Here is a 17,837-nt window from a genome sequence, read left to right on the forward strand (position 1 = left end):
TTTAGATAATAACCGCTTCTTCAACGATTTCAACTAAACGGAAACGCTTAGTAGCAGAAAGCGGGCGAGTTTCCATGATTTTAACGATATCGCCAAGTTTCGCTTGGTTTTGCTCATCATGGGCTTTGTACTTTTTAGAATACTTAACACGTTTTCCGTACAAGGAATGAGTTTTGTAAGTTTCAACTAAAACTGTAATCGTTTTGTCCATTTTATCAGACACAACACGACCAGTATAAACTTTGCGTTGGTTACGTTCGCTCACTATGCAAACCTCCCCTCAATTTATCGATTAATTCCGATCTCTCTTTCACGAACTACAGTTTTCATACGAGCAATCGCTTTACGCACTTCACGGATGCGAGTTGGATTCTCTAATTGTCCTGTAGCAAGTTGGAAGCGAAGATTGAATAATTCTTCCTTTAAAGCTTTAACTTTTGTTTCGATTTCGGCAGTGGTTAGTTCACGAATATCATTAGTTTTCATTAGATTCACCACCATTTTCTTCACGTTTTACGAATTTACATTTCACAGGTAACTTGTGAGCTGCAAGACGTAATGCTTCGCGTGCTACCTCTTCAGATACACCCGCGATTTCAAACATAATTTTCCCAGGTTTTACTACTGCTACCCAGCCTTCTGGTGCCCCTTTACCGGAACCCATACGTACTTCTAGAGGTTTTGCAGTGTAAGGTTTAGAAGGGAAAATTTTAATCCATACTTTACCGCCACGTTTCATGTAACGAGTCATTGCACGACGAGCAGCTTCGATTTGACGGTTTGTAATCCATGAAGCAGCTTGTGCTTGTAAACCGAATTCACCGAAAGCAATTTCAGTTCCACCTTTTGCACGACCACGCATTTTACCACGATGCTCTCTACGATATTTTACGCGTTTTGGCATTAACATATTATTTTCCTCCTTCCTCAGAAGCTTTCTTTTTTGTAGGAAGGACTTCTCCACGGTAGATCCATACTTTTACGCCTAATTTACCGTATGTTGTATCAGCTTCAACTGCTGCATAGTCAATATCAGCGCGAAGTGTATGAAGTGGAACAGTTCCTTCACTGTAAGATTCTGCACGAGCGATATCAGCTCCGCCAAGACGACCAGAAACCTGTGTTTTAATACCTTTTGCTCCTGCACGCATAGCACGTTGAATAACTTGCTTTTGTGCACGACGGAATGATACACGGTTTTCTAATTGACGAGCGATGTTTTCGCCTACTAATTTAGCGTTAAGATCAGCTCTCTTAACTTCTAAAATGTTAATGTGTACACGCTTGCCTGTTAATTGGTTAAGTGCTTTACGAAGTGCTTCAACTTCAGTACCACCTTTACCAATTACCATACCAGGTTTTGCAGTGTGAATTGTAACATTTACACGATTTGCTGCACGTTCGATTTCTACTTTAGCAACAGCAGAATCTTTTAAGCGTACAGTAATGTACTCACGGATTTTGATGTCTTCATGTAATAATGTAGCGTAATCTTTCTCAGCGAACCAACGAGATTCCCAGTCACGGATAACACCGACACGAAGACCAATTGGATTAACCTTCTGACCCATCGATTATCCCTCCTTCTTTTCTGATACCACAACTGTGATGTGGCTTGTGCGTTTGTTAATTTGGCTTGCACGACCCATTGCACGTGGACGGAAACGTTTCAACGTTGGACCTTCGTCAACGAAGACTTTTTCAACAACTAGGTTGTTAATATCCATCTCATAATTGTGCTCTGCATTTGCGATTGCAGATTTTAAAACTTTTTCTACAACTGGAGAAGCAGTTTTTGGTGTGTGGTTAAGGATAGCAATCGCTTCACCCACTTGCTTACCTCGGATTAAGTCTACTACTAAACGAACTTTACGAGGAGCAATACGAACTGTTCTCGCTACTGCTTTAGCTTGCATTGAAGTGCCTCCTCTCATTATCTTCTAGTTTTCTTATCGTCAGCAAGGTGACCTTTATACGTACGAGTTGGTGCGAATTCACCTAACTTATGGCCAACCATATCCTCAGTGATGTACACAGGTACGTGTTTACGACCATCATATACAGCGATTGTGTGTCCGATGAACTGAGGGAAGATAGTTGAACGGCGAGACCAAGTTTTAACAACTTGTTTTTGCTCAGATGCAACTAATTTTTCCATTTTGCTCATTAAGTGATCATCGACAAATGGTCCTTTTTTTAAGCTACGAGCCATTTTGGTGCCTCCCTTCGTGATTGGCGTACGGTTCTTGAAATGAACCGTACTACAATCCCATTATTTTTTACGACGACGAACGATAAATTTATCAGACGCTTTGTTTTTCTTACGAGTCTTGAATCCAAGAGTTGGTTTACCCCATGGAGACATTGGAGACTTACGTCCGATTGGAGAGCGTCCTTCACCACCACCGTGTGGGTGATCAACCGGGTTCATTACAGAACCACGAACTGTTGGGCGCTTACCTAACCAGCGAGAGCGACCTGCTTTACCGATTTTGATAAGTTCGTGTTGTTCGTTACCAACTTGACCGATTGAAGCGCGACAAGCAGATAATACAAGACGTACTTCACCAGAAGTTAAACGTACAAGTACGTATTTACCTTCTTTACCAAGTACTTGAGCAGATGTACCAGCAGAACGAACTAATTGTCCGCCACGACCAGGCTTAAGCTCGATGTTATGAACAACAGTACCTACTGGAATGTTGATTAATGGTAATGCGTTACCGATTTTGATGTCAGCTTCTGGGCCAGACATAACTTCCATACCTACTTCTAAAGTTTTAGGAGCAAGAATGTAACGTTTTTCACCGTCAACGTAGTTAATTAATGCGATATTCGCAGAGCGGTTTGGATCGTATTCGATCGTAGCAACGCGTCCTGGAATTCCATCTTTGTTACGCTTAAAGTCGATGATACGGTATTGACGCTTATGTCCGCCACCTTGATGACGTACAGTAATTTTACCTTGGTTATTACGACCAGCCTTTTTGCTTAAAGGAGCAAGTAAAGACTTTTCTGGTCTGTCAGTCGTGATTTCAGCGAAATCATTCGTAGTCATGTTACGACGACCGTTAGTAGTTGGATTATACTTTTTAATTCCCATCTCAATTTCCCTCCTTCTTTAGTAAGAATTAAACGCCTTGGAAGATTTCGATTTCTTTGCTGTCAGCAGTTAGCTTAACGATTGCTTTACGACGACGGCTAGTAAAACCAGCGTGACGACCAACACGTTTTGCTTTCGGCTTGTAGTTCATGATGTTTACTTTGTCTACATTAACACCAAAGATCGCTTCGATAGCGTCTTTAACTTCTGTTTTATTAGATTTAACGTCCACGTCGAACGTATATTTTTTTTCAGCCATCATTTCCATAGAACGTTCAGTGATAACTGGGCGCTTAATGATATCACGAGGATCTCTCATTATGCAAGCACCTCCTCTACTTTTGCCACTGCCGCTTTTGTCATGATTAACTTATCATGATGAAGCACATCTAGCACGTTTACGCCATCAGCAGTGATTACTGTTACTCCAGGGATATTGCGAGCAGATAACTCTACAGATTCGTTTGCATCAGCAGTTACGATAAGAGCTTTCTTCTCAACAGTTAATCCTTTAAGTACTGTTACCATGTCTTTTGTTTTTGGTGCATTTAACACTAGGTCTTCAAGAACTACAATGTTGTTCTCAACTACTTTAGTAGCTAATGCAGATTTGATTGCTAAACGACGAACTTTCTTAGGAAGTTTGTACGCATAGCTTCTTGGTGTAGGTCCGAATACCGTACCACCACCACGCCATTGAGGAGAGCGGATAGACCCTTGACGAGCACGTCCAGTTCCTTTTTGACGCCATGGTTTACGACCACCACCACGAACTTCAGAACGAGTTTTTACTTTGTGTGTACCTTGACGTAAAGATGCACGTTGCATCATTACAGCTTCGAAAAGTACAGCTTCATTTGGTTCGATACCGAAAATAGCTTCAGCTAATTCGATTTCACCAACCTGTGAACCAGTTTGGTTATATACAGTAACTTTTGGCATTGGAATTCCTCCTTCCTATTGTGAATTATTTGCTAACCTTCACAGCGCCTTGAACAACTACAAGAGATTTCTTAGCACCTGGAACGTTACCTTTTACTAGTAATAAGTTGCGCTCAGTGTCAACTTGAACGATTTCTAAGTTTTGGATAGTAACTTGGTCTCCACCCATACGTCCAGCAAGTTTTTTGCCTTTGAATACACGGTTCGGAGCAACTGGCCCCATTGAACCTGGACGACGGTGATAGCGAGAACCATGAGACATAGGTCCGCGAGATTGTCCGTGGCGTTTAATAACACCTTGGAAACCTTTACCTTTAGAAATTCCTGTTACGTCAACGATTTCACCTGCAGCGAAAACTTCAACTTTTACCTCTTGACCAACCTCTAATCCGTCCACGTCTGCATCGCGGATTTCGCGAATGAAGCGCTTAGGAGTTGTAGATGCTTTAGCAGTGTGGCCTTGTTCAGGTTTGTTAGTTAACTTTTCACGTTTATCTTCAAATCCTAACTGAATTGCGTTGTAGCCATCAGTTTCAGTTGTTTTCTTTTGAAGAACAACGTTTGGATTAGCAGCGATTACCGTTACTGGGATTAACTCACCGTTCTCAGCAAATACTTGAGTCATACCGATCTTTCTTCCTAAGATTCCTTTGGTCATGAGTTACACCTCCTACATTTTTAAGTTATATGAATTATAGTTTGATTTCGATATCTACACCAGATGGTAAGTCTAAACGCATTAATGAATCTACTGTTTGCGGAGTAGGACTCACGATGTCGATTAGACGTTTGTGTGTGCGCATTTCGAATTGTTCACGAGAATCTTTGTACTTATGAACAGCACGAAGAATTGTGTAAATAGTCTTCTCAGTTGGTAATGGGATCGGACCAGAAACTGTTGCCCCAGAACGCTTAGCTGTTTCTACAATTTTCTCAGCTGATTGATCAAGAATACGGTGATCATAAGCTTTTAAACGGATACGAATTTTTTCTTTTGCCATTATTTTCCCTCCTTCGTTCGCCTATTTCTAAAATAGACCTTCTCCATGGAAATTTCCCCACACCATGCCATGGCAAAGCGGCCGGGTGTGTCAGCAACCTTCCACTTCATCGCAGTCAAAGACCAACATTGTCTATTATACAATGTTATTCGTCTAGATGCAAGCATCTTTTTGTTTGCATCTGCTTTTCTCTACTTTTGCTATTATACATGGCACTTTAAAGAATATCAAGTTTTCATCTACTCTTATTCAACTTACAGTTTTTGGGTGTTACTTTCGTTTTATATACTATAGAAGAAACTCATTCAAAAATAGAAAATACATCTCTTTCTTCTATATAAATAAGCAATAAAAAAACTCAAGGGAGAATCCCTTGAGTTTTTAATAATCTAATTAAAGACTACTCAGCAACGATTGTAGCAACTACACCGTAACCTACTGTACGTCCACCTTCACGAATAGAGAATTTAGTTCCCTCTTCGATAGCGATTGGAGCGATAAGTTCGATAGTCATTTCGATGTTGTCACCAGGCATTACCATTTCAGTACCTTCTGGTAATTGGATGATACCAGTTACGTCAGTTGTACGGAAGTAGAACTGAGGACGGTAGTTAGCGAAGAATGGAGTGTGACGTCCACCTTCTTCTTTAGATAATACGAAAACTTCAGCTTTGAATTTAGCGTGTGCTTTTACAGAGCCAGTTTTAGCAAGAACTTGTCCACGTTGGATGTCTTCACGAGCAACCCCACGAAGTAGAGCACCGATGTTGTCTCCAGCTTGTGCTTGGTCAAGAAGCTTACGGAACATTTCTACACCAGTTACAGTTGTAGAAGCATTCTCTTCAGCAAGACCGATGATTTCTACTACGTCACCAACTTTAACGATACCGCGCTCAACACGACCAGTTGCAACTGTACCACGACCTGTGATAGAGAATACATCCTCGATAGGCATTAAGAATGGTTTGTCAGTTTCACGTTCTGGAGTTGGGATGTAAGCATCAACTTCAGCCATTAATTCCATGATTTTTTCTTCCCACTCAGCTTCTCCTTGAAGAGCTTTAAGAGCAGAACCTTTAATTACAGGAATATCGTCGCCTGGGAATCCGTATTCAGATAATAGGTCGCGAACTTCCATTTCTACTAATTCTAATAATTCTTCGTCATCTACCATGTCGCATTTGTTTAAGAATACAACGATGTAAGGAACACCTACTTGACGAGAAAGAAGGATGTGCTCACGTGTTTGAGGCATTGGGCCATCAGCAGCAGATACTACTAAGATACCGCCGTCCATTTGAGCAGCACCAGTGATCATGTTTTTAACATAGTCAGCGTGACCTGGGCAGTCAACGTGTGCATAGTGACGAGTTTCAGTTTCGTACTCAACGTGTGCAGTTGAGATTGTGATTCCGCGCTCTCTTTCTTCTGGAGCAGCGTCGATTTGATCGTATCCGCGTGCTTCAGCACCACCAGCTTTTGCAAGAACTGTAGTGATCGCAGCAGTTAATGTAGTTTTACCATGGTCAACGTGGCCGATTGTACCGATGTTAACATGGGGTTTAGAACGTTCGAATTTAGCCTTAGCCATTCTAAATTCCTCCTTAGTTTATATAGGTTATTTTATATTTAGACTAGAAAGTGAAACTCAAGTCTCACTTTCTAAGCTTACATAAGTAGTTATACTTGAACAATCGATAAAAATCAATTATTCACCTTTATTTTTTTTAATAATTTCTTCAGAAACAGACTTCGGTACTTCTTCATAATGATCAAATGTCATTGAGAATGTTCCGCGTCCTTGAGTGTTAGAACGTAATGCCGTTGCATAACCGAACATTTCAGAAAGTGGAACCATAGCGCGAACAACTTGAGCGTTACCGCGAGCTTCCATACCTTCTACACGTCCACGACGAGATGTTACGTCGCCCATAATGTCACCCATGTACTCTTCAGGAATTACAACTTCAACTTTCATCATTGGCTCAAGAATTACTGGGCTACATTTAGAAACCGCAGCTTTAAGCGCCATAGATGCAGCGATTTTGAACGCCATCTCAGATGAATCGACATCATGGTAAGATCCGTCAACTAACGCAGCTTTGATGTCAACTAGTGGATAACCAGCTAGTACACCATTTTTAAGTGAGTCTTCAAGACCCGCTCCAACAGCTGGGATGTATTCACGTGGAACTACACCGCCGACGATTTTGTTTTGGAATTCAAAACCTTTACCTTCTTCATTAGGTTCAAACTCAATCCAAACGTGACCGAATTGTCCACGACCACCAGATTGACGAGCGAACTTACCTTCAACTTTCGCAGCAGCGCGGAAAGTCTCACGGTATGCTACCTGAGGAGCACCAACGTTTGCTTCCACTTTGAATTCACGGCGCATACGGTCAACGATGATATCAAGGTGAAGTTCACCCATACCAGCGATGATTGTTTGGCCAGTTTCTTGGTCAGTGTGAGCACGGAATGTTGGATCTTCTTCAGAAAGCTTAGATAATGCTGTACCCATTTTATCTTGGTCAGCTTTAGATTTTGGTTCGATAGCTACAGAGATAACTGGTTCTGGGAATTCCATAGACTCAAGGATAACAAGACTCTTCTCATCACAAAGAGTATCACCAGTAGTAGTATCTTTTAAACCTACAGCAGCAGCGATATCACCAGCGTAAACTGTTGAAATCTCTTCACGGCTGTTAGCGTGCATTTGTAGGATACGTCCTACACGCTCACGCTTACCTTTAGTTGAGTTTTTCACGTATGATCCAGAGTTTAACACACCAGAGTACACACGGAAGAACGTTAACTTACCAACATAAGGATCAGTCATGATTTTGAATGCTAAAGCTGCGAATGGTTCTTCATCGCTAGACTTACGTTCGATAGCTTCATCTGTATCCGGTAGAGTACCTTTAATAGCAGGTACATCTAATGGAGATGGTAGGTAGTCGATAACTGCGTCTAACAGAATTTGAACACCTTTATTTTTGAATGCAGAACCACAGATTACTGGGAAGAATTCTACAGAAGTCGTAGCCTTACGGATACCAGCTTTAAGCTCTTCTACAGTGATTTCTTCACCTTCTAGGTACTTCATCATCATTTCTTCATCAAGCTCAGCTACCGCTTCAATAAGTTTTCCACGGTATTCTTCAGCTAATTCTTTGTGCTCTTCAGGAATTTCGACACGCTCGATGTCTGTTCCTAAATCGTTAGCGTACATGTAAGCACACTCTTCAACAAGGTCAATGATACCATTGAACTCATCTTCAGCACCGATTGGTAACTGAATTGGATGTGCGTTTGCTTGTAAACGATCGTGGATTGTTCCTACAGAGTATAAGAAATCTGCACCAATCTTATCCATTTTGTTAACGAATACGATACGAGGTACACCATAAGTAGTAGCCTGACGCCAAACAGTTTCTGTTTGTGGTTCTACACCAGATTGTGCATCAAGTACTGCTACTGCGCCATCAAGTACGCGTAAAGAACGTTCTACTTCTACTGTGAAATCTACGTGTCCTGGAGTATCAATGATATTTACACGGTGACCTTTCCATTGTGCTGTAGTTGCAGCAGAAGTAATTGTGATACCACGTTCTTGCTCTTGCTCCATCCAGTCCATCTGAGATGCACCTTCATGAGTTTCACCGATTTTATGAATACGTCCTGTGTAATACAGAATACGCTCAGTTGCTGTTGTTTTACCAGCATCGATGTGAGCCATGATACCAATATTACGAGTGTTTTCTAAAGAGAACTCTCTAGTCATTTGGTGTCTTGCTCCTTCCATATATGGATTGGATTATTTTATTTTAAGTAGCAAAAAAGCCACTTTATATTGTTACATATGCCAGTGTCCAGTACCCTCATTATGTAAAACGAGCGCCCAACGAAAGGGAGAGGCATTCTCCCTCTCCACACTTCCATAAGCGACAAATAAAGCGGTTTATGCTTACATTTATTTTACGTTGAATCCTACCAACGGTAATGAGCAAATGCTTTGTTAGCTTCTGCCATTTTATGAGTGTCTTCACGTTTCTTAACAGATGCACCAGCGTTGTTAGCTGCATCTAAGATTTCGTAAGCTAGACGCTCTTCCATAGTTTTTTCACCACGAAGACGAGCATAGTTTACTAACCAGCGAAGACCTAAAGTTGTACGGCGTTCTGGACGAACCTCAACTGGAACTTGGTAGTTAGCACCACCAACACGACGAGCGCGTACTTCAAGAACAGGCATGATGTTCTTAAGAGCTTGCTCGAATACTTCCATTGGTTCTTTATCTGAACGTTCACGAACGATATCGAAAGCGTTATAAAGAATTGTTTGAGATTTACCTTTTTTACCGTCAACCATCATTTTGTTGATTAGGCGTGTTACAAGTTTAGAATTGTACATTGGATCTGGTAACACGTCACGTTTCGCAACAGGTCCTTTACGAGGCATATTGAGTTCCTCCTTTCATTATAAGTTTATTATTTTTTAGCAGGTTTTGGTCGCTTAGTACCATATTTAGAACGTCCTTGCATACGTTTGTCAACACCAGCTGTATCAAGCGCACCACGAACGATGTGGTAACGTACCCCTGGTAAATCCTTTACTCGACCACCGCGAATTAATACTACGCTATGCTCTTGTAGGTTATGACCGATACCTGGGATGTAAGCTGTAACTTCAATACCATTTGTTAAACGTACACGAGCGTATTTACGTAACGCTGAGTTCGGTTTCTTCGGAGTCATTGTACCAACACGAGTACATACACCACGTTTTTGAGGTGCAGAGATATCAGTTGATTTTTTCTTTAAAGAGTTAAAACCTTTGTTTAACGCAGGTGATTTAGACTTCCATACTTTATCAGTACGACCATTTCTCACTAATTGGTTAATAGTAGGCATTTGATTATCCTCCCTTCGCATGTTTGTATGACCACATATCCAGGTGGTTCATTATTAGTTGAAAACAAAGTTTTTGCAAGGAAGAGCAAATGCTCTCTCCTCACAAAAACAGTTTTAACTTATTATTCCTATTGCTGAAGCTCCCACTTGAATCCCCGAAGCTTTTCCAAGCTTACGAACTGATTCAACTTTGGTTATGGGTATGTTATGTTGCAATGCAGTACGAATGATAACGTGAGTTAATCTCACATCAGCATCTTCTGCAATGACAACTTCTTTAACTATACCAGCTTTGATTGCTTCCAATGTTCGTTTATGACCAACGACTACATTTTCAGCATTTGACACTTTTTGATAAGACATATAAATATCCTCCAAAGCATCATTCAGGAGCAACCTTGATTATAGTAACATTTTGACTCATACAATGTCAACTAGGATTAGCTGTTTTTATACAAAATTTACGACGGAAAATTTTACTGTTCCACATAAACTTCATCGTTTTCTACATTCATGTTATCTTGTGTTGTTTTTACAAGATCCACTTTGCGATAACGATTCATACCCGTTCCAGCAGGAACAAGCTTACCGATAATAACATTTTCTTTCAATCCTAGAAGCTCATCGCGTTTACCCTTAATTGCTGCATCTGTTAGAACACGAGTTGTTTCCTGGAACGATGCTGCAGATAAGAACGAATCTGTCTCAAGTGAAGCTTTTGTAATACCAAGTAGAACCGGTCTAGCCGTTGCTGGTTGTTTACCTTTCAGTAACACCTTCGCATTCGCATCAGTAAACTGATGGATATCTAGTAATGTTCCTGGTAATACATCTGTTTCACCCGCATCACTTACACGAACTTTACGTAGCATTTGACGTACCATTACTTCTACGTGTTTGTCACCAATTTCTACCCCTTGCATACGGTATACTTTTTGAACTTCACGTAATAAGTATTCTTGAACGGCTGTAATGTCCGTTACTTTTAGTAATTCTTTCGGATCAATAGAACCTTCTGTTAACTCTTTACCGTGACTGATTGGCTGTCCTAGAATTACTTTCAGACGAGCACCGTAAGGAATAGCATACGTACGAGCTTCAACTTCACCCTGTACAACTACTTCTTGGCGATCTTTAACATCGTTGATCGCTGCGATAACACCGTCGATTTCACTGATAACTGCCTGACCTTTCGGATTACGAGCTTCGAAGATCTCTTGGATACGAGGTAAACCTTGTGTGATATCATCTCCGGCAACCCCGCCCGTATGGAACGTACGCATCGTTAACTGTGTACCTGGCTCACCGATAGATTGAGCTGCGATAATACCTACCGCCTCTCCTACTTCTACGTCTGTACCAGTTGCTAAGTTACGACCGTAACACTTCTTACATACACCGTGGCGAGTATTACACGTAAACGCTGAACGGATATTTACAGTTTCAACACCCGAATTTTCAACGATATGAGCGATATCTTCAGTAATTAATTGGTTTTCACTAACTAATACTTCACCTGTTTCAGGATGTTTTACAGTTTTTCTCGCAAAACGTCCAACAAGACGATCATATAGTGACTCAATAACTTCATTACCCTCTTTAATCGCACCAATTAATAAACCACGATCTGTTCCACAATCATCTTCACGAACGATTACATCTTGTGCAACGTCTACAAGACGACGTGTTAAGTAACCAGAATCGGCAGTTTTAAGTGCTGTATCGGCAAGACCTTTACGCGCACCATGCGTAGAGATGAAGTACTCAAGTACTGTTAAACCTTCACGGAAACTTGATTTGATCGGAAGCTCAATGATACGACCAGATGGATTGGCCATCAGACCACGCATACCAGCAAGCTGAGTAAAGTTCGATGCGTTACCACGGGCACCGGAATCACTCATCATGAAGATTGGATTGCGCTTATTCAAGGATTTCATCAGCTTTCCTTGGATAACATCTTTTGCATTACTCCAAATAGAGATAACGCGATCGTAACGTTCTTCTTCCGTGATTAAACCGCGACGGAATTGTTTAATTACATTATCTACTTTTGCTTGTGCTTCATGGAGAATTTCATCTTTTTCACCTAATACAAGAATGTCTGATACCCCAACTGTAATACCAGCTTTTGTAGAGTATTTAAATCCTAAGTTTTTCATACGGTCAAGCATGCGAGATGTTTCTGTAATTTGGAAACGTTTGAATACTTCCGCAATAATATTACCAAGGATTTTCTTGCTAAATGGTGCCACTTCTTCGCGACTAGCAATAATTTCTTTAATGTTCGCACCTTTTTCAACGAAATATTCCGCTGGTGTTTCTTTTTCAAGGTTTGAGTTTGTTGGTTCATTAATATAAGGGAACGACTCTGGTAAGATTTCGTTAAATATTAATTTACCAACTGTTGTTAATAGAAGCTTACTCTTTTGCTCTTCAGTAAACGTTACATTATTTACTGAACTAGCAGCAACTGCAACACGTGTGTGCAGATGTACATATCCATTTTGGTATGCAAGTATTGCTTCGTTTGCATCTTTGAAGACCATACCTTCACCGATTGCACCCTCACGCTCAAGTGTTAAGTAATAGTTACCTAATACCATATCCTGAGATGGAGTAACAACTGGTTTTCCGTCTTTTGGATTCAAGATGTTTTGTGCCGCTAACATAAGAATACGAGCTTCTGCTTGTGCCTCTGATGATAACGGAACGTGAACCGCCATTTGGTCACCGTCAAAGTCCGCGTTGTATGCAGTACATACAAGTGGGTGAAGACGGATTGCACGACCTTCTACTAATGTAGGTTCAAACGCCTGGATACCAAGACGGTGAAGTGTTGGTGCGCGGTTTAGAAGTACTGGATGCTCTTTGATCACAGATTCTAAAACGTCCCAAACTTCAGGGTGTACACGCTCGATTTTACGTTTAGCACTCTTAATGTTGTGTGCTAATCCTTTTCCAACTAACTCTTTCATAACGAAAGGTTTAAACAGTTCAAGCGCCATTTCTTTCGGTAATCCACATTGGTACATCTTTAAGTTCGGTCCTACAACGATTACAGAACGGCCAGAGTAGTCAACACGTTTACCTAATAAGTTTTGACGGAAACGTCCTTGTTTACCTTTAAGCATGTGAGATAGTGATTTTAATGGACGGTTACCTGGTCCAGTAACTGGACGGCCACGGCGACCATTATCGATTAATGCGTCTACAGCTTCTTGTAACATACGTTTTTCGTTTTGAACGATGATGCTTGGTGCACCTAAGTCCAATAGACGTTTTAAACGATTGTTACGGTTAATTACACGACGATATAAGTCATTTAAGTCAGAAGTAGCAAAACGTCCACCATCTAACTGTACCATCGGGCGTAGTTCTGGTGGGATAACTGGAAGAACATCTAGGATCATCCAAGATGGGTGATTTCCAGAGTTACGGAATGCTTCTAATACTTCTAGACGTTTAATAGCACGAGTACGGCGTTGTCCTTGTGCTGTTTTTAATTCTTCTTTTAAGAAGTCTACTTCTTTATCTAAATCGATGTCTTGCAGTAGCTTTTTAATAGCTTCTGCACCCATAGCAGCTTGGAATGTGCTGCCATATCGATCACGATATGCACGGTATTCTTTTTCAGAAAGTAATTGCTTCTTATCAAGTGGTGTATCTCCACTTTCTGTTACAACATAAGAAGCGAAATAAATTACTTCTTCAAGCGCGCGAGGGGACATGTCTAAGACAAGTCCCATGCGGCTCGGGATACCTTTGAAATACCAAATATGAGATACAGGAGCAGCTAATTCGATATGACCCATACGTTCACGACGTACTTTTGCACGCGTTACTTCAACGCCACATCGGTCACAAACTACACCTTTATAACGTACACGTTTATATTTTCCGCAATGACATTCCCAGTCCTTTTGTGGTCCGAAAATACGCTCACAGAACAAGCCATCTTTTTCAGGCTTTAACGTACGATAGTTAATTGTTTCTGGTTTCTTAACTTCACCGTATGACCAAGAACGAATCTTGTCAGGTGAAGCAAGTCCAATCTTCATATATTCAAAGTTATTTACATCTATCAAGGGGCCTACCTCCCTTTTAGTCTACAGGTTATCCCAATTATTCCTTAGTTGTCTCAACTTCAACATTCAATTTATCTGCTGATTGATGATCATCGTCATCTTCCGTATCACGCATTTCAATTTCTGTATCGTTGATAGACATCATTTTAACGTCCATACCTAAACTTTGCAGTTCTTTAATCAATACTTTGAATGATTCAGGAACGCCTGGTTCTGGAACATTTTCACCTTTAACAATGGCTTCATACGTCTTAACACGTCCAATAACATCATCAGACTTCACTGTTAAGATTTCTTGAAGAGTATAAGCAGCACCATAAGCTTCAAGTGCCCAAACCTCCATCTCACCGAAACGCTGTCCACCGAACTGAGCTTTACCTCCAAGAGGTTGCTGCGTTACAAGTGAGTATGGTCCAGTAGAACGAGCATGAAGTTTATCGTCAACCATGTGCGCAAGTTTGATCATATACATGACACCAACAGATACGCGGTTATCGAATGGCTCACCAGTACGTCCGTCATACAGGACTGTTTTCGCGTCATTTGCCATACCAGCTTCTTCAATTGTGCCCCATACATCTTCCTCACGAGCACCATCGAATACCGGTGTTGCAATGTGAATACCAAGGTATCTTGCTGCCATACCAAGATGAAGCTCTAATACCTGACCGATATTCATACGAGACGGTACCCCTAATGGGTTTAACATGATATCGATTGGCGTACCATCTGGTAAGTAAGGCATATCTTCTTCCGGTAAAATACGGGAAATAACACCTTTGTTACCATGACGACCGGCCATCTTATCACCTTCAGAAATTTTACGTTTTTGAACGATATATGCACGTACAAGTTGATTCACGCCTGGTGGCAATTCATCGCCATCTTCACGGTTGAATACTTTTACGTCTAAGATAATACCGCCACCACCGTGTGGTACACGTAGTGATGTATCACGTACTTCACGTGCTTTCTCTCCAAAGATAGCGTGTAATAGACGTTCTTCAGCTGTTAATTCTGTTACACCTTTAGGTGTTACTTTACCAACAAGTAAATCTCCATCTTTTACTTCCGCACCAACGCGAATGATACCGCGCTCGTCAAGGTTGCGTAATGCATCTTCCCCAACGTTTGGAATGTCACGTGTAATTTCTTCTGGTCCAAGCTTCGTATCACGAGCTTCTGATTCATATTCTTCAATATGAATAGAAGTGTACACATCATCTTTTACAAGGCGCTCACTCATAATGATCGCATCCTCGTAGTTATAACCGTCCCATGTCATGAAGCCAACAAGCACGTTACGTCCAAGTGCTAGTTCACCTAATTCCATAGAAGGACCATCCGCAAGGATTTCACCTTTTACAACTTCATTTCCAACACTTACGATTGGACGCTGGTTGTAACAAGTTCCTTGGTTAGAACGAATGAATTTTTGCATTTTGTAGCGATCTAAGTCGCCTTTTACTGTTTGACCGTCAACGTCTACATAGCGACGTACCCAAACTTCACGTGCTTCTACGCGTTCAACAACACCAGGGTGTTTACAGATTACTGCAGCACCTGAGTCTTTTGCTGATACGTACTCCATACCTGTACCTACAATCGGAGATTCCGGATTCATTAACGGAACCGCCTGACGTTGCATGTTCGCTCCCATAAGTGCGCGGTTAGAGTCATCGTTTTCTAAGAACGGAATACAAGCTGTCGCTGCCGACACTACTTGTTTTGGAGATACATCCATGTAGTCGATGCGTTCTTTATTTGTGACAATGTTTTCACCACGGAAACGAGCTACGATATCTTCATCAAGGAATTCCCCTACTTCAGATAATTTCATATTCGCTTGGGCTACAACATAGTTATCTTCTTCATCTGCTGTTAAATAATCAACCTGCCCTGTTACAAGACCAGTTTCTGGGTCAACACGACGGTATGGCGTTTCAATGAAACCAAACTCATTTACTTTCGCAAACGAAGATAATGAGTTGATCAAACCGATGTTTGGTCCCTCTGGTGTTTCAATTGGACACATACGACCATAGTGAGAGTAGTGAACGTCACGTACTTCAAAGCCTGCGCGCTCACGCGTTAAACCACCGGGTCCTAATGCAGATAGTCTTCGTTTGTGAGTTAACTCTGCTAATGGGTTTGTTTGATCCATGAACTGAGATAACTGAGAACTTCCGAAGAACTCTTTAATAGATGCAATAACCGGGCGAATGTTAATTAACGCTTGTGGTGTAATTGCATTTGTATCTTGAATCGACATTCTCTCACGAACAACACGTTCCATACGAGAAAGACCGATACGGAATTGGTTTTGTAGTAACTCTCCTACAGAGCGCAGACGACGATTTCCTAAGTGGTCAATATCATCTGTATCCCCTACTTTATATAGCAAGTTAAAGAAGTAGCTAATAGAAGCAAGAATATCACCTGGTGTGATGTGTTTTATATCACGAGTAATATTTGCATTCCCAATTACGTTTATAGATCGTTCGCCTTCTGATTCTGGAGCATAAATCTTAATAGATTGCAGCTCAACATCGCCTGCTACCACTCCACCCATTGGTTTCGCTGTTTTGAATCCAATGTTTTTCTCTAAGTAAGGTAGAATGCGATCCAGTGTACGACGATCTAAGACTGTTCCTTCTGCCGCTAAGATTTCACCAGTTTCTGGATCCACCAATGTTTCAGCTAAACGTTGGTTAAACAATCTGTTTTTAATGTGTAGCTTTTTGTTGATCTTATAGCGACCTACATTTGCTAAATCGTAGCGCTTCGGATCAAAGAAACGAGACACAAGTAAGCTCTTTGCATTTTCTACTGTTGGTGGTTCACCAGGACGTAGACGCTCATAAATTTCAAGCAATGCTTTCTCTGTGCTATCTGTGTTGTCTTTTTCTAACGTATTGCTTAAGTATTCGTTATCACCTAAAAGCTCGGTGATTTCTTGATCAGAGCCAAACCCTAATGCGCGTAACAAAACAGTTACAGGAAGTTTACGCGTACGGTCAATACGCACATATACAACATCCTTAGCATCTGTTTCATACTCTAACCAAGCTCCGCGGTTTGGAATTACAGTAGCAGTAAAACCACGTTTTCCGTTTTTATCCACTTTGCCACTATAGTATACGCTTGGAGAGCGAACTAACTGGGAAACGATAACACGTTCTGCACCGTTAATTACGAATGTTCCAGTCTCTGTCATGAGTGGGAAATCTCCCATGAACACATCTTGTTCTTTTACTTCACCAGTTTCCTTGTTGATTAGACGCACTTTTACACGAAGTGGTGCTGCATACGTCACATCACGCTCTTTGCATTCTTCTACAGAGTATTTAGGTTCACCTAAGCTGTAGTCGATAAATTCAAGCGATAGATTTCCCGTAAAGTCTTCGATCGGAGAAATGTCTTGGAACATTTCTCGCAAACCCTCATCAAGAAACCACTGATAAGAAGAGGTTTGAATTTCGATAAGATTTGGTAACTCTAATACTTCACTAATACGGGCATAACTTCTTCGTTGGCGGTGGCGTCCGTATTGAACTAGTTGACCTGTCAACTGCTTCACCCCTCAAATCATGAGTATTATAAACACACAAAAAAATTTGTGCAAAATCACAAATAAATACAACTACTGCTATTAGCGTAGTTCTTTTCTCTTAAAGATAGATACGTTGAGTCTTTCTACCTGCTCAAAAAAGAAAAATGGCTTCTATAAGAAAACCATCATTCTGTTTCATAATCTGCTGATTTTACTATCTTTTCCAAGAGAAAC

18 protein-coding genes are annotated in these 17,837 nt (G+C 41.0%); all 18 read right to left on the reverse strand.

Annotated features, from left to right (window positions below; genetic code table 11):
* Position 1: 1 nt before the first annotated feature.
* Positions 2-265: a 30S ribosomal protein S17 gene (gene rpsQ / locus KI356_RS07115; protein ID WP_000004106.1), complete on the reverse strand. Its 264-nt coding sequence runs from the start codon at positions 263-265 to the stop codon at positions 2-4.
* 20 nt (positions 266-285) lie between these two features.
* The gene (rpmC, locus tag KI356_RS07120) at positions 286-486 is read right to left on the reverse strand and encodes a 50S ribosomal protein L29 (protein WP_000855718.1); all 201 of its coding nucleotides are present in this window, start codon (positions 484-486) and stop codon (positions 286-288) included.
* On the reverse strand, positions 476-910 hold the full coding sequence (gene rplP / locus KI356_RS07125; protein ID WP_000928969.1) for a 50S ribosomal protein L16: 435 nt from the start codon (positions 908-910) through the stop codon (positions 476-478). Before rplP ends, rpmC begins: the two co-directional genes overlap by 11 nt.
* 1 nt (position 911) lies before the next feature.
* The gene (gene rpsC, locus KI356_RS07130; RefSeq protein ID WP_000529958.1) at positions 912-1,571 is read right to left on the reverse strand and encodes a 30S ribosomal protein S3; all 660 of its coding nucleotides are present in this window, start codon (positions 1,569-1,571) and stop codon (positions 912-914) included.
* A gap of 3 nt (positions 1,572-1,574) precedes the next feature.
* Positions 1,575-1,916: a 50S ribosomal protein L22 gene (gene rplV, locus KI356_RS07135; protein WP_001148024.1), complete on the reverse strand. Its 342-nt coding sequence runs from the start codon at positions 1,914-1,916 to the stop codon at positions 1,575-1,577.
* Between the two features lie 17 nt (positions 1,917-1,933).
* The gene (gene rpsS, locus KI356_RS07140; protein WP_000124454.1) at positions 1,934-2,212 is read right to left on the reverse strand and encodes a 30S ribosomal protein S19; all 279 of its coding nucleotides are present in this window, start codon (positions 2,210-2,212) and stop codon (positions 1,934-1,936) included.
* A gap of 60 nt (positions 2,213-2,272) precedes the next feature.
* The gene (rplB, locus tag KI356_RS07145; protein WP_000511584.1) at positions 2,273-3,103 is read right to left on the reverse strand and encodes a 50S ribosomal protein L2; all 831 of its coding nucleotides are present in this window, start codon (positions 3,101-3,103) and stop codon (positions 2,273-2,275) included.
* Positions 3,104-3,131: 28 nt separating this feature from the next.
* Positions 3,132-3,422, reverse strand: coding sequence for a 50S ribosomal protein L23 (gene rplW / locus KI356_RS07150; protein WP_001205557.1), 291 nt, complete (start codon positions 3,420-3,422; stop codon positions 3,132-3,134).
* Positions 3,422-4,045 carry a 50S ribosomal protein L4 gene (gene rplD / locus KI356_RS07155; RefSeq protein ID WP_002115319.1) on the reverse strand — a complete coding sequence of 208 codons (624 nt, stop codon included), beginning with the start codon at positions 4,043-4,045 and terminating at the stop codon, positions 3,422-3,424. Before rplD ends, rplW begins: the two co-directional genes overlap by 1 nt.
* Positions 4,046-4,070: 25 nt before the next feature.
* Positions 4,071-4,703, reverse strand: coding sequence for a 50S ribosomal protein L3 (gene rplC / locus KI356_RS07160; protein ID WP_000160209.1), 633 nt, complete (start codon positions 4,701-4,703; stop codon positions 4,071-4,073).
* 34 nt (positions 4,704-4,737) lie between these two features.
* Complete coding sequence (gene rpsJ, locus KI356_RS07165; protein ID WP_001040595.1) at positions 4,738-5,046, reverse strand: 30S ribosomal protein S10; 309 nt, start codon at positions 5,044-5,046, stop codon at positions 4,738-4,740.
* Between the two features lie 400 nt (positions 5,047-5,446).
* Entirely contained in the window at positions 5,447-6,637 is a 1,191-nt protein-coding gene (tuf, locus tag KI356_RS07170; RefSeq protein WP_128283406.1) for an elongation factor Tu, read from the reverse strand.
* 117 nt (positions 6,638-6,754) lie between these two features.
* Positions 6,755-8,833 carry an elongation factor G gene (gene fusA / locus KI356_RS07175; protein WP_002113318.1) on the reverse strand — a complete coding sequence of 693 codons (2,079 nt, stop codon included), beginning with the start codon at positions 8,831-8,833 and terminating at the stop codon, positions 6,755-6,757.
* Positions 8,834-9,039: 206 nt separating this feature from the next.
* Entirely contained in the window at positions 9,040-9,510 is a 471-nt protein-coding gene (gene rpsG / locus KI356_RS07180; RefSeq protein ID WP_001137492.1) for a 30S ribosomal protein S7, read from the reverse strand.
* Between the two features lie 29 nt (positions 9,511-9,539).
* Entirely contained in the window at positions 9,540-9,962 is a 423-nt protein-coding gene (rpsL, locus tag KI356_RS07185; RefSeq protein ID WP_001142341.1) for a 30S ribosomal protein S12, read from the reverse strand.
* Positions 9,963-10,076: 114 nt separating this feature from the next.
* Positions 10,077-10,325 carry a ribosomal L7Ae/L30e/S12e/Gadd45 family protein gene (locus KI356_RS07190; RefSeq protein ID WP_212935125.1) on the reverse strand — a complete coding sequence of 83 codons (249 nt, stop codon included), beginning with the start codon at positions 10,323-10,325 and terminating at the stop codon, positions 10,077-10,079.
* Between the two features lie 113 nt (positions 10,326-10,438).
* Positions 10,439-14,050 carry a DNA-directed RNA polymerase subunit beta' gene (rpoC, locus tag KI356_RS07195; protein ID WP_128283404.1) on the reverse strand — a complete coding sequence of 1,204 codons (3,612 nt, stop codon included), beginning with the start codon at positions 14,048-14,050 and terminating at the stop codon, positions 10,439-10,441.
* Between the two features lie 37 nt (positions 14,051-14,087).
* Entirely contained in the window at positions 14,088-17,621 is a 3,534-nt protein-coding gene (gene rpoB, locus KI356_RS07200; protein WP_002115309.1) for a DNA-directed RNA polymerase subunit beta, read from the reverse strand.
* Positions 17,622-17,837 lie beyond the last annotated feature (216 nt).

Origin of the sequence: Bacillus hominis (assembly GCF_018332515.1) — a bacterium.
Lineage (GTDB): Bacteria > Bacillota > Bacilli > Bacillales > Bacillaceae_G > Bacillus_A > Bacillus_A hominis.

Bases quoted from the DNA above. Each gene is read 5' to 3' on its own strand.
- tuf (WP_128283406.1), bottom strand. From the start codon at position 6,637: ATGGCTAAGGCTAAATTCGAACGTTCTAAACCCCATGTTAACATCGGT.
- rplP (WP_000928969.1), bottom strand. From the start codon at position 910: ATGTTAATGCCAAAACGCGTAAAATATCGTAGAGAGCATCGTGGTAAA.
- rplD (WP_002115319.1), bottom strand. From the start codon at position 4,045: ATGCCAAAAGTTACTGTATATAACCAAACTGGTTCACAGGTTGGTGAA.
- rpsS (WP_000124454.1), bottom strand. From the start codon at position 2,212: ATGGCTCGTAGCTTAAAAAAAGGACCATTTGTCGATGATCACTTAATG.
- rpsC (WP_000529958.1), bottom strand. From the start codon at position 1,571: ATGGGTCAGAAGGTTAATCCAATTGGTCTTCGTGTCGGTGTTATCCGT.
- rpmC (WP_000855718.1), bottom strand. From the start codon at position 486: ATGAAAACTAATGATATTCGTGAACTAACCACTGCCGAAATCGAAACA.
- rplW (WP_001205557.1), bottom strand. From the start codon at position 3,422: ATGAGAGATCCTCGTGATATCATTAAGCGCCCAGTTATCACTGAACGT.
- KI356_RS07190 (WP_212935125.1), bottom strand. From the start codon at position 10,325: ATGTCTTATCAAAAAGTGTCAAATGCTGAAAATGTAGTCGTTGGTCAT.
- rplC (WP_000160209.1), bottom strand. From the start codon at position 4,703: ATGACCAAAGGAATCTTAGGAAGAAAGATCGGTATGACTCAAGTATTT.
- fusA (WP_002113318.1), bottom strand. From the start codon at position 8,833: ATGACTAGAGAGTTCTCTTTAGAAAACACTCGTAATATTGGTATCATG.
- rplV (WP_001148024.1), bottom strand. From the start codon at position 1,916: ATGCAAGCTAAAGCAGTAGCGAGAACAGTTCGTATTGCTCCTCGTAAA.
- rpsJ (WP_001040595.1), bottom strand. From the start codon at position 5,046: ATGGCAAAAGAAAAAATTCGTATCCGTTTAAAAGCTTATGATCACCGT.
- rpsG (WP_001137492.1), bottom strand. From the start codon at position 9,510: ATGCCTCGTAAAGGACCTGTTGCGAAACGTGACGTGTTACCAGATCCA.
- rplB (WP_000511584.1), bottom strand. From the start codon at position 3,103: ATGGGAATTAAAAAGTATAATCCAACTACTAACGGTCGTCGTAACATG.
- rpsL (WP_001142341.1), bottom strand. From the start codon at position 9,962: ATGCCTACTATTAACCAATTAGTGAGAAATGGTCGTACTGATAAAGTA.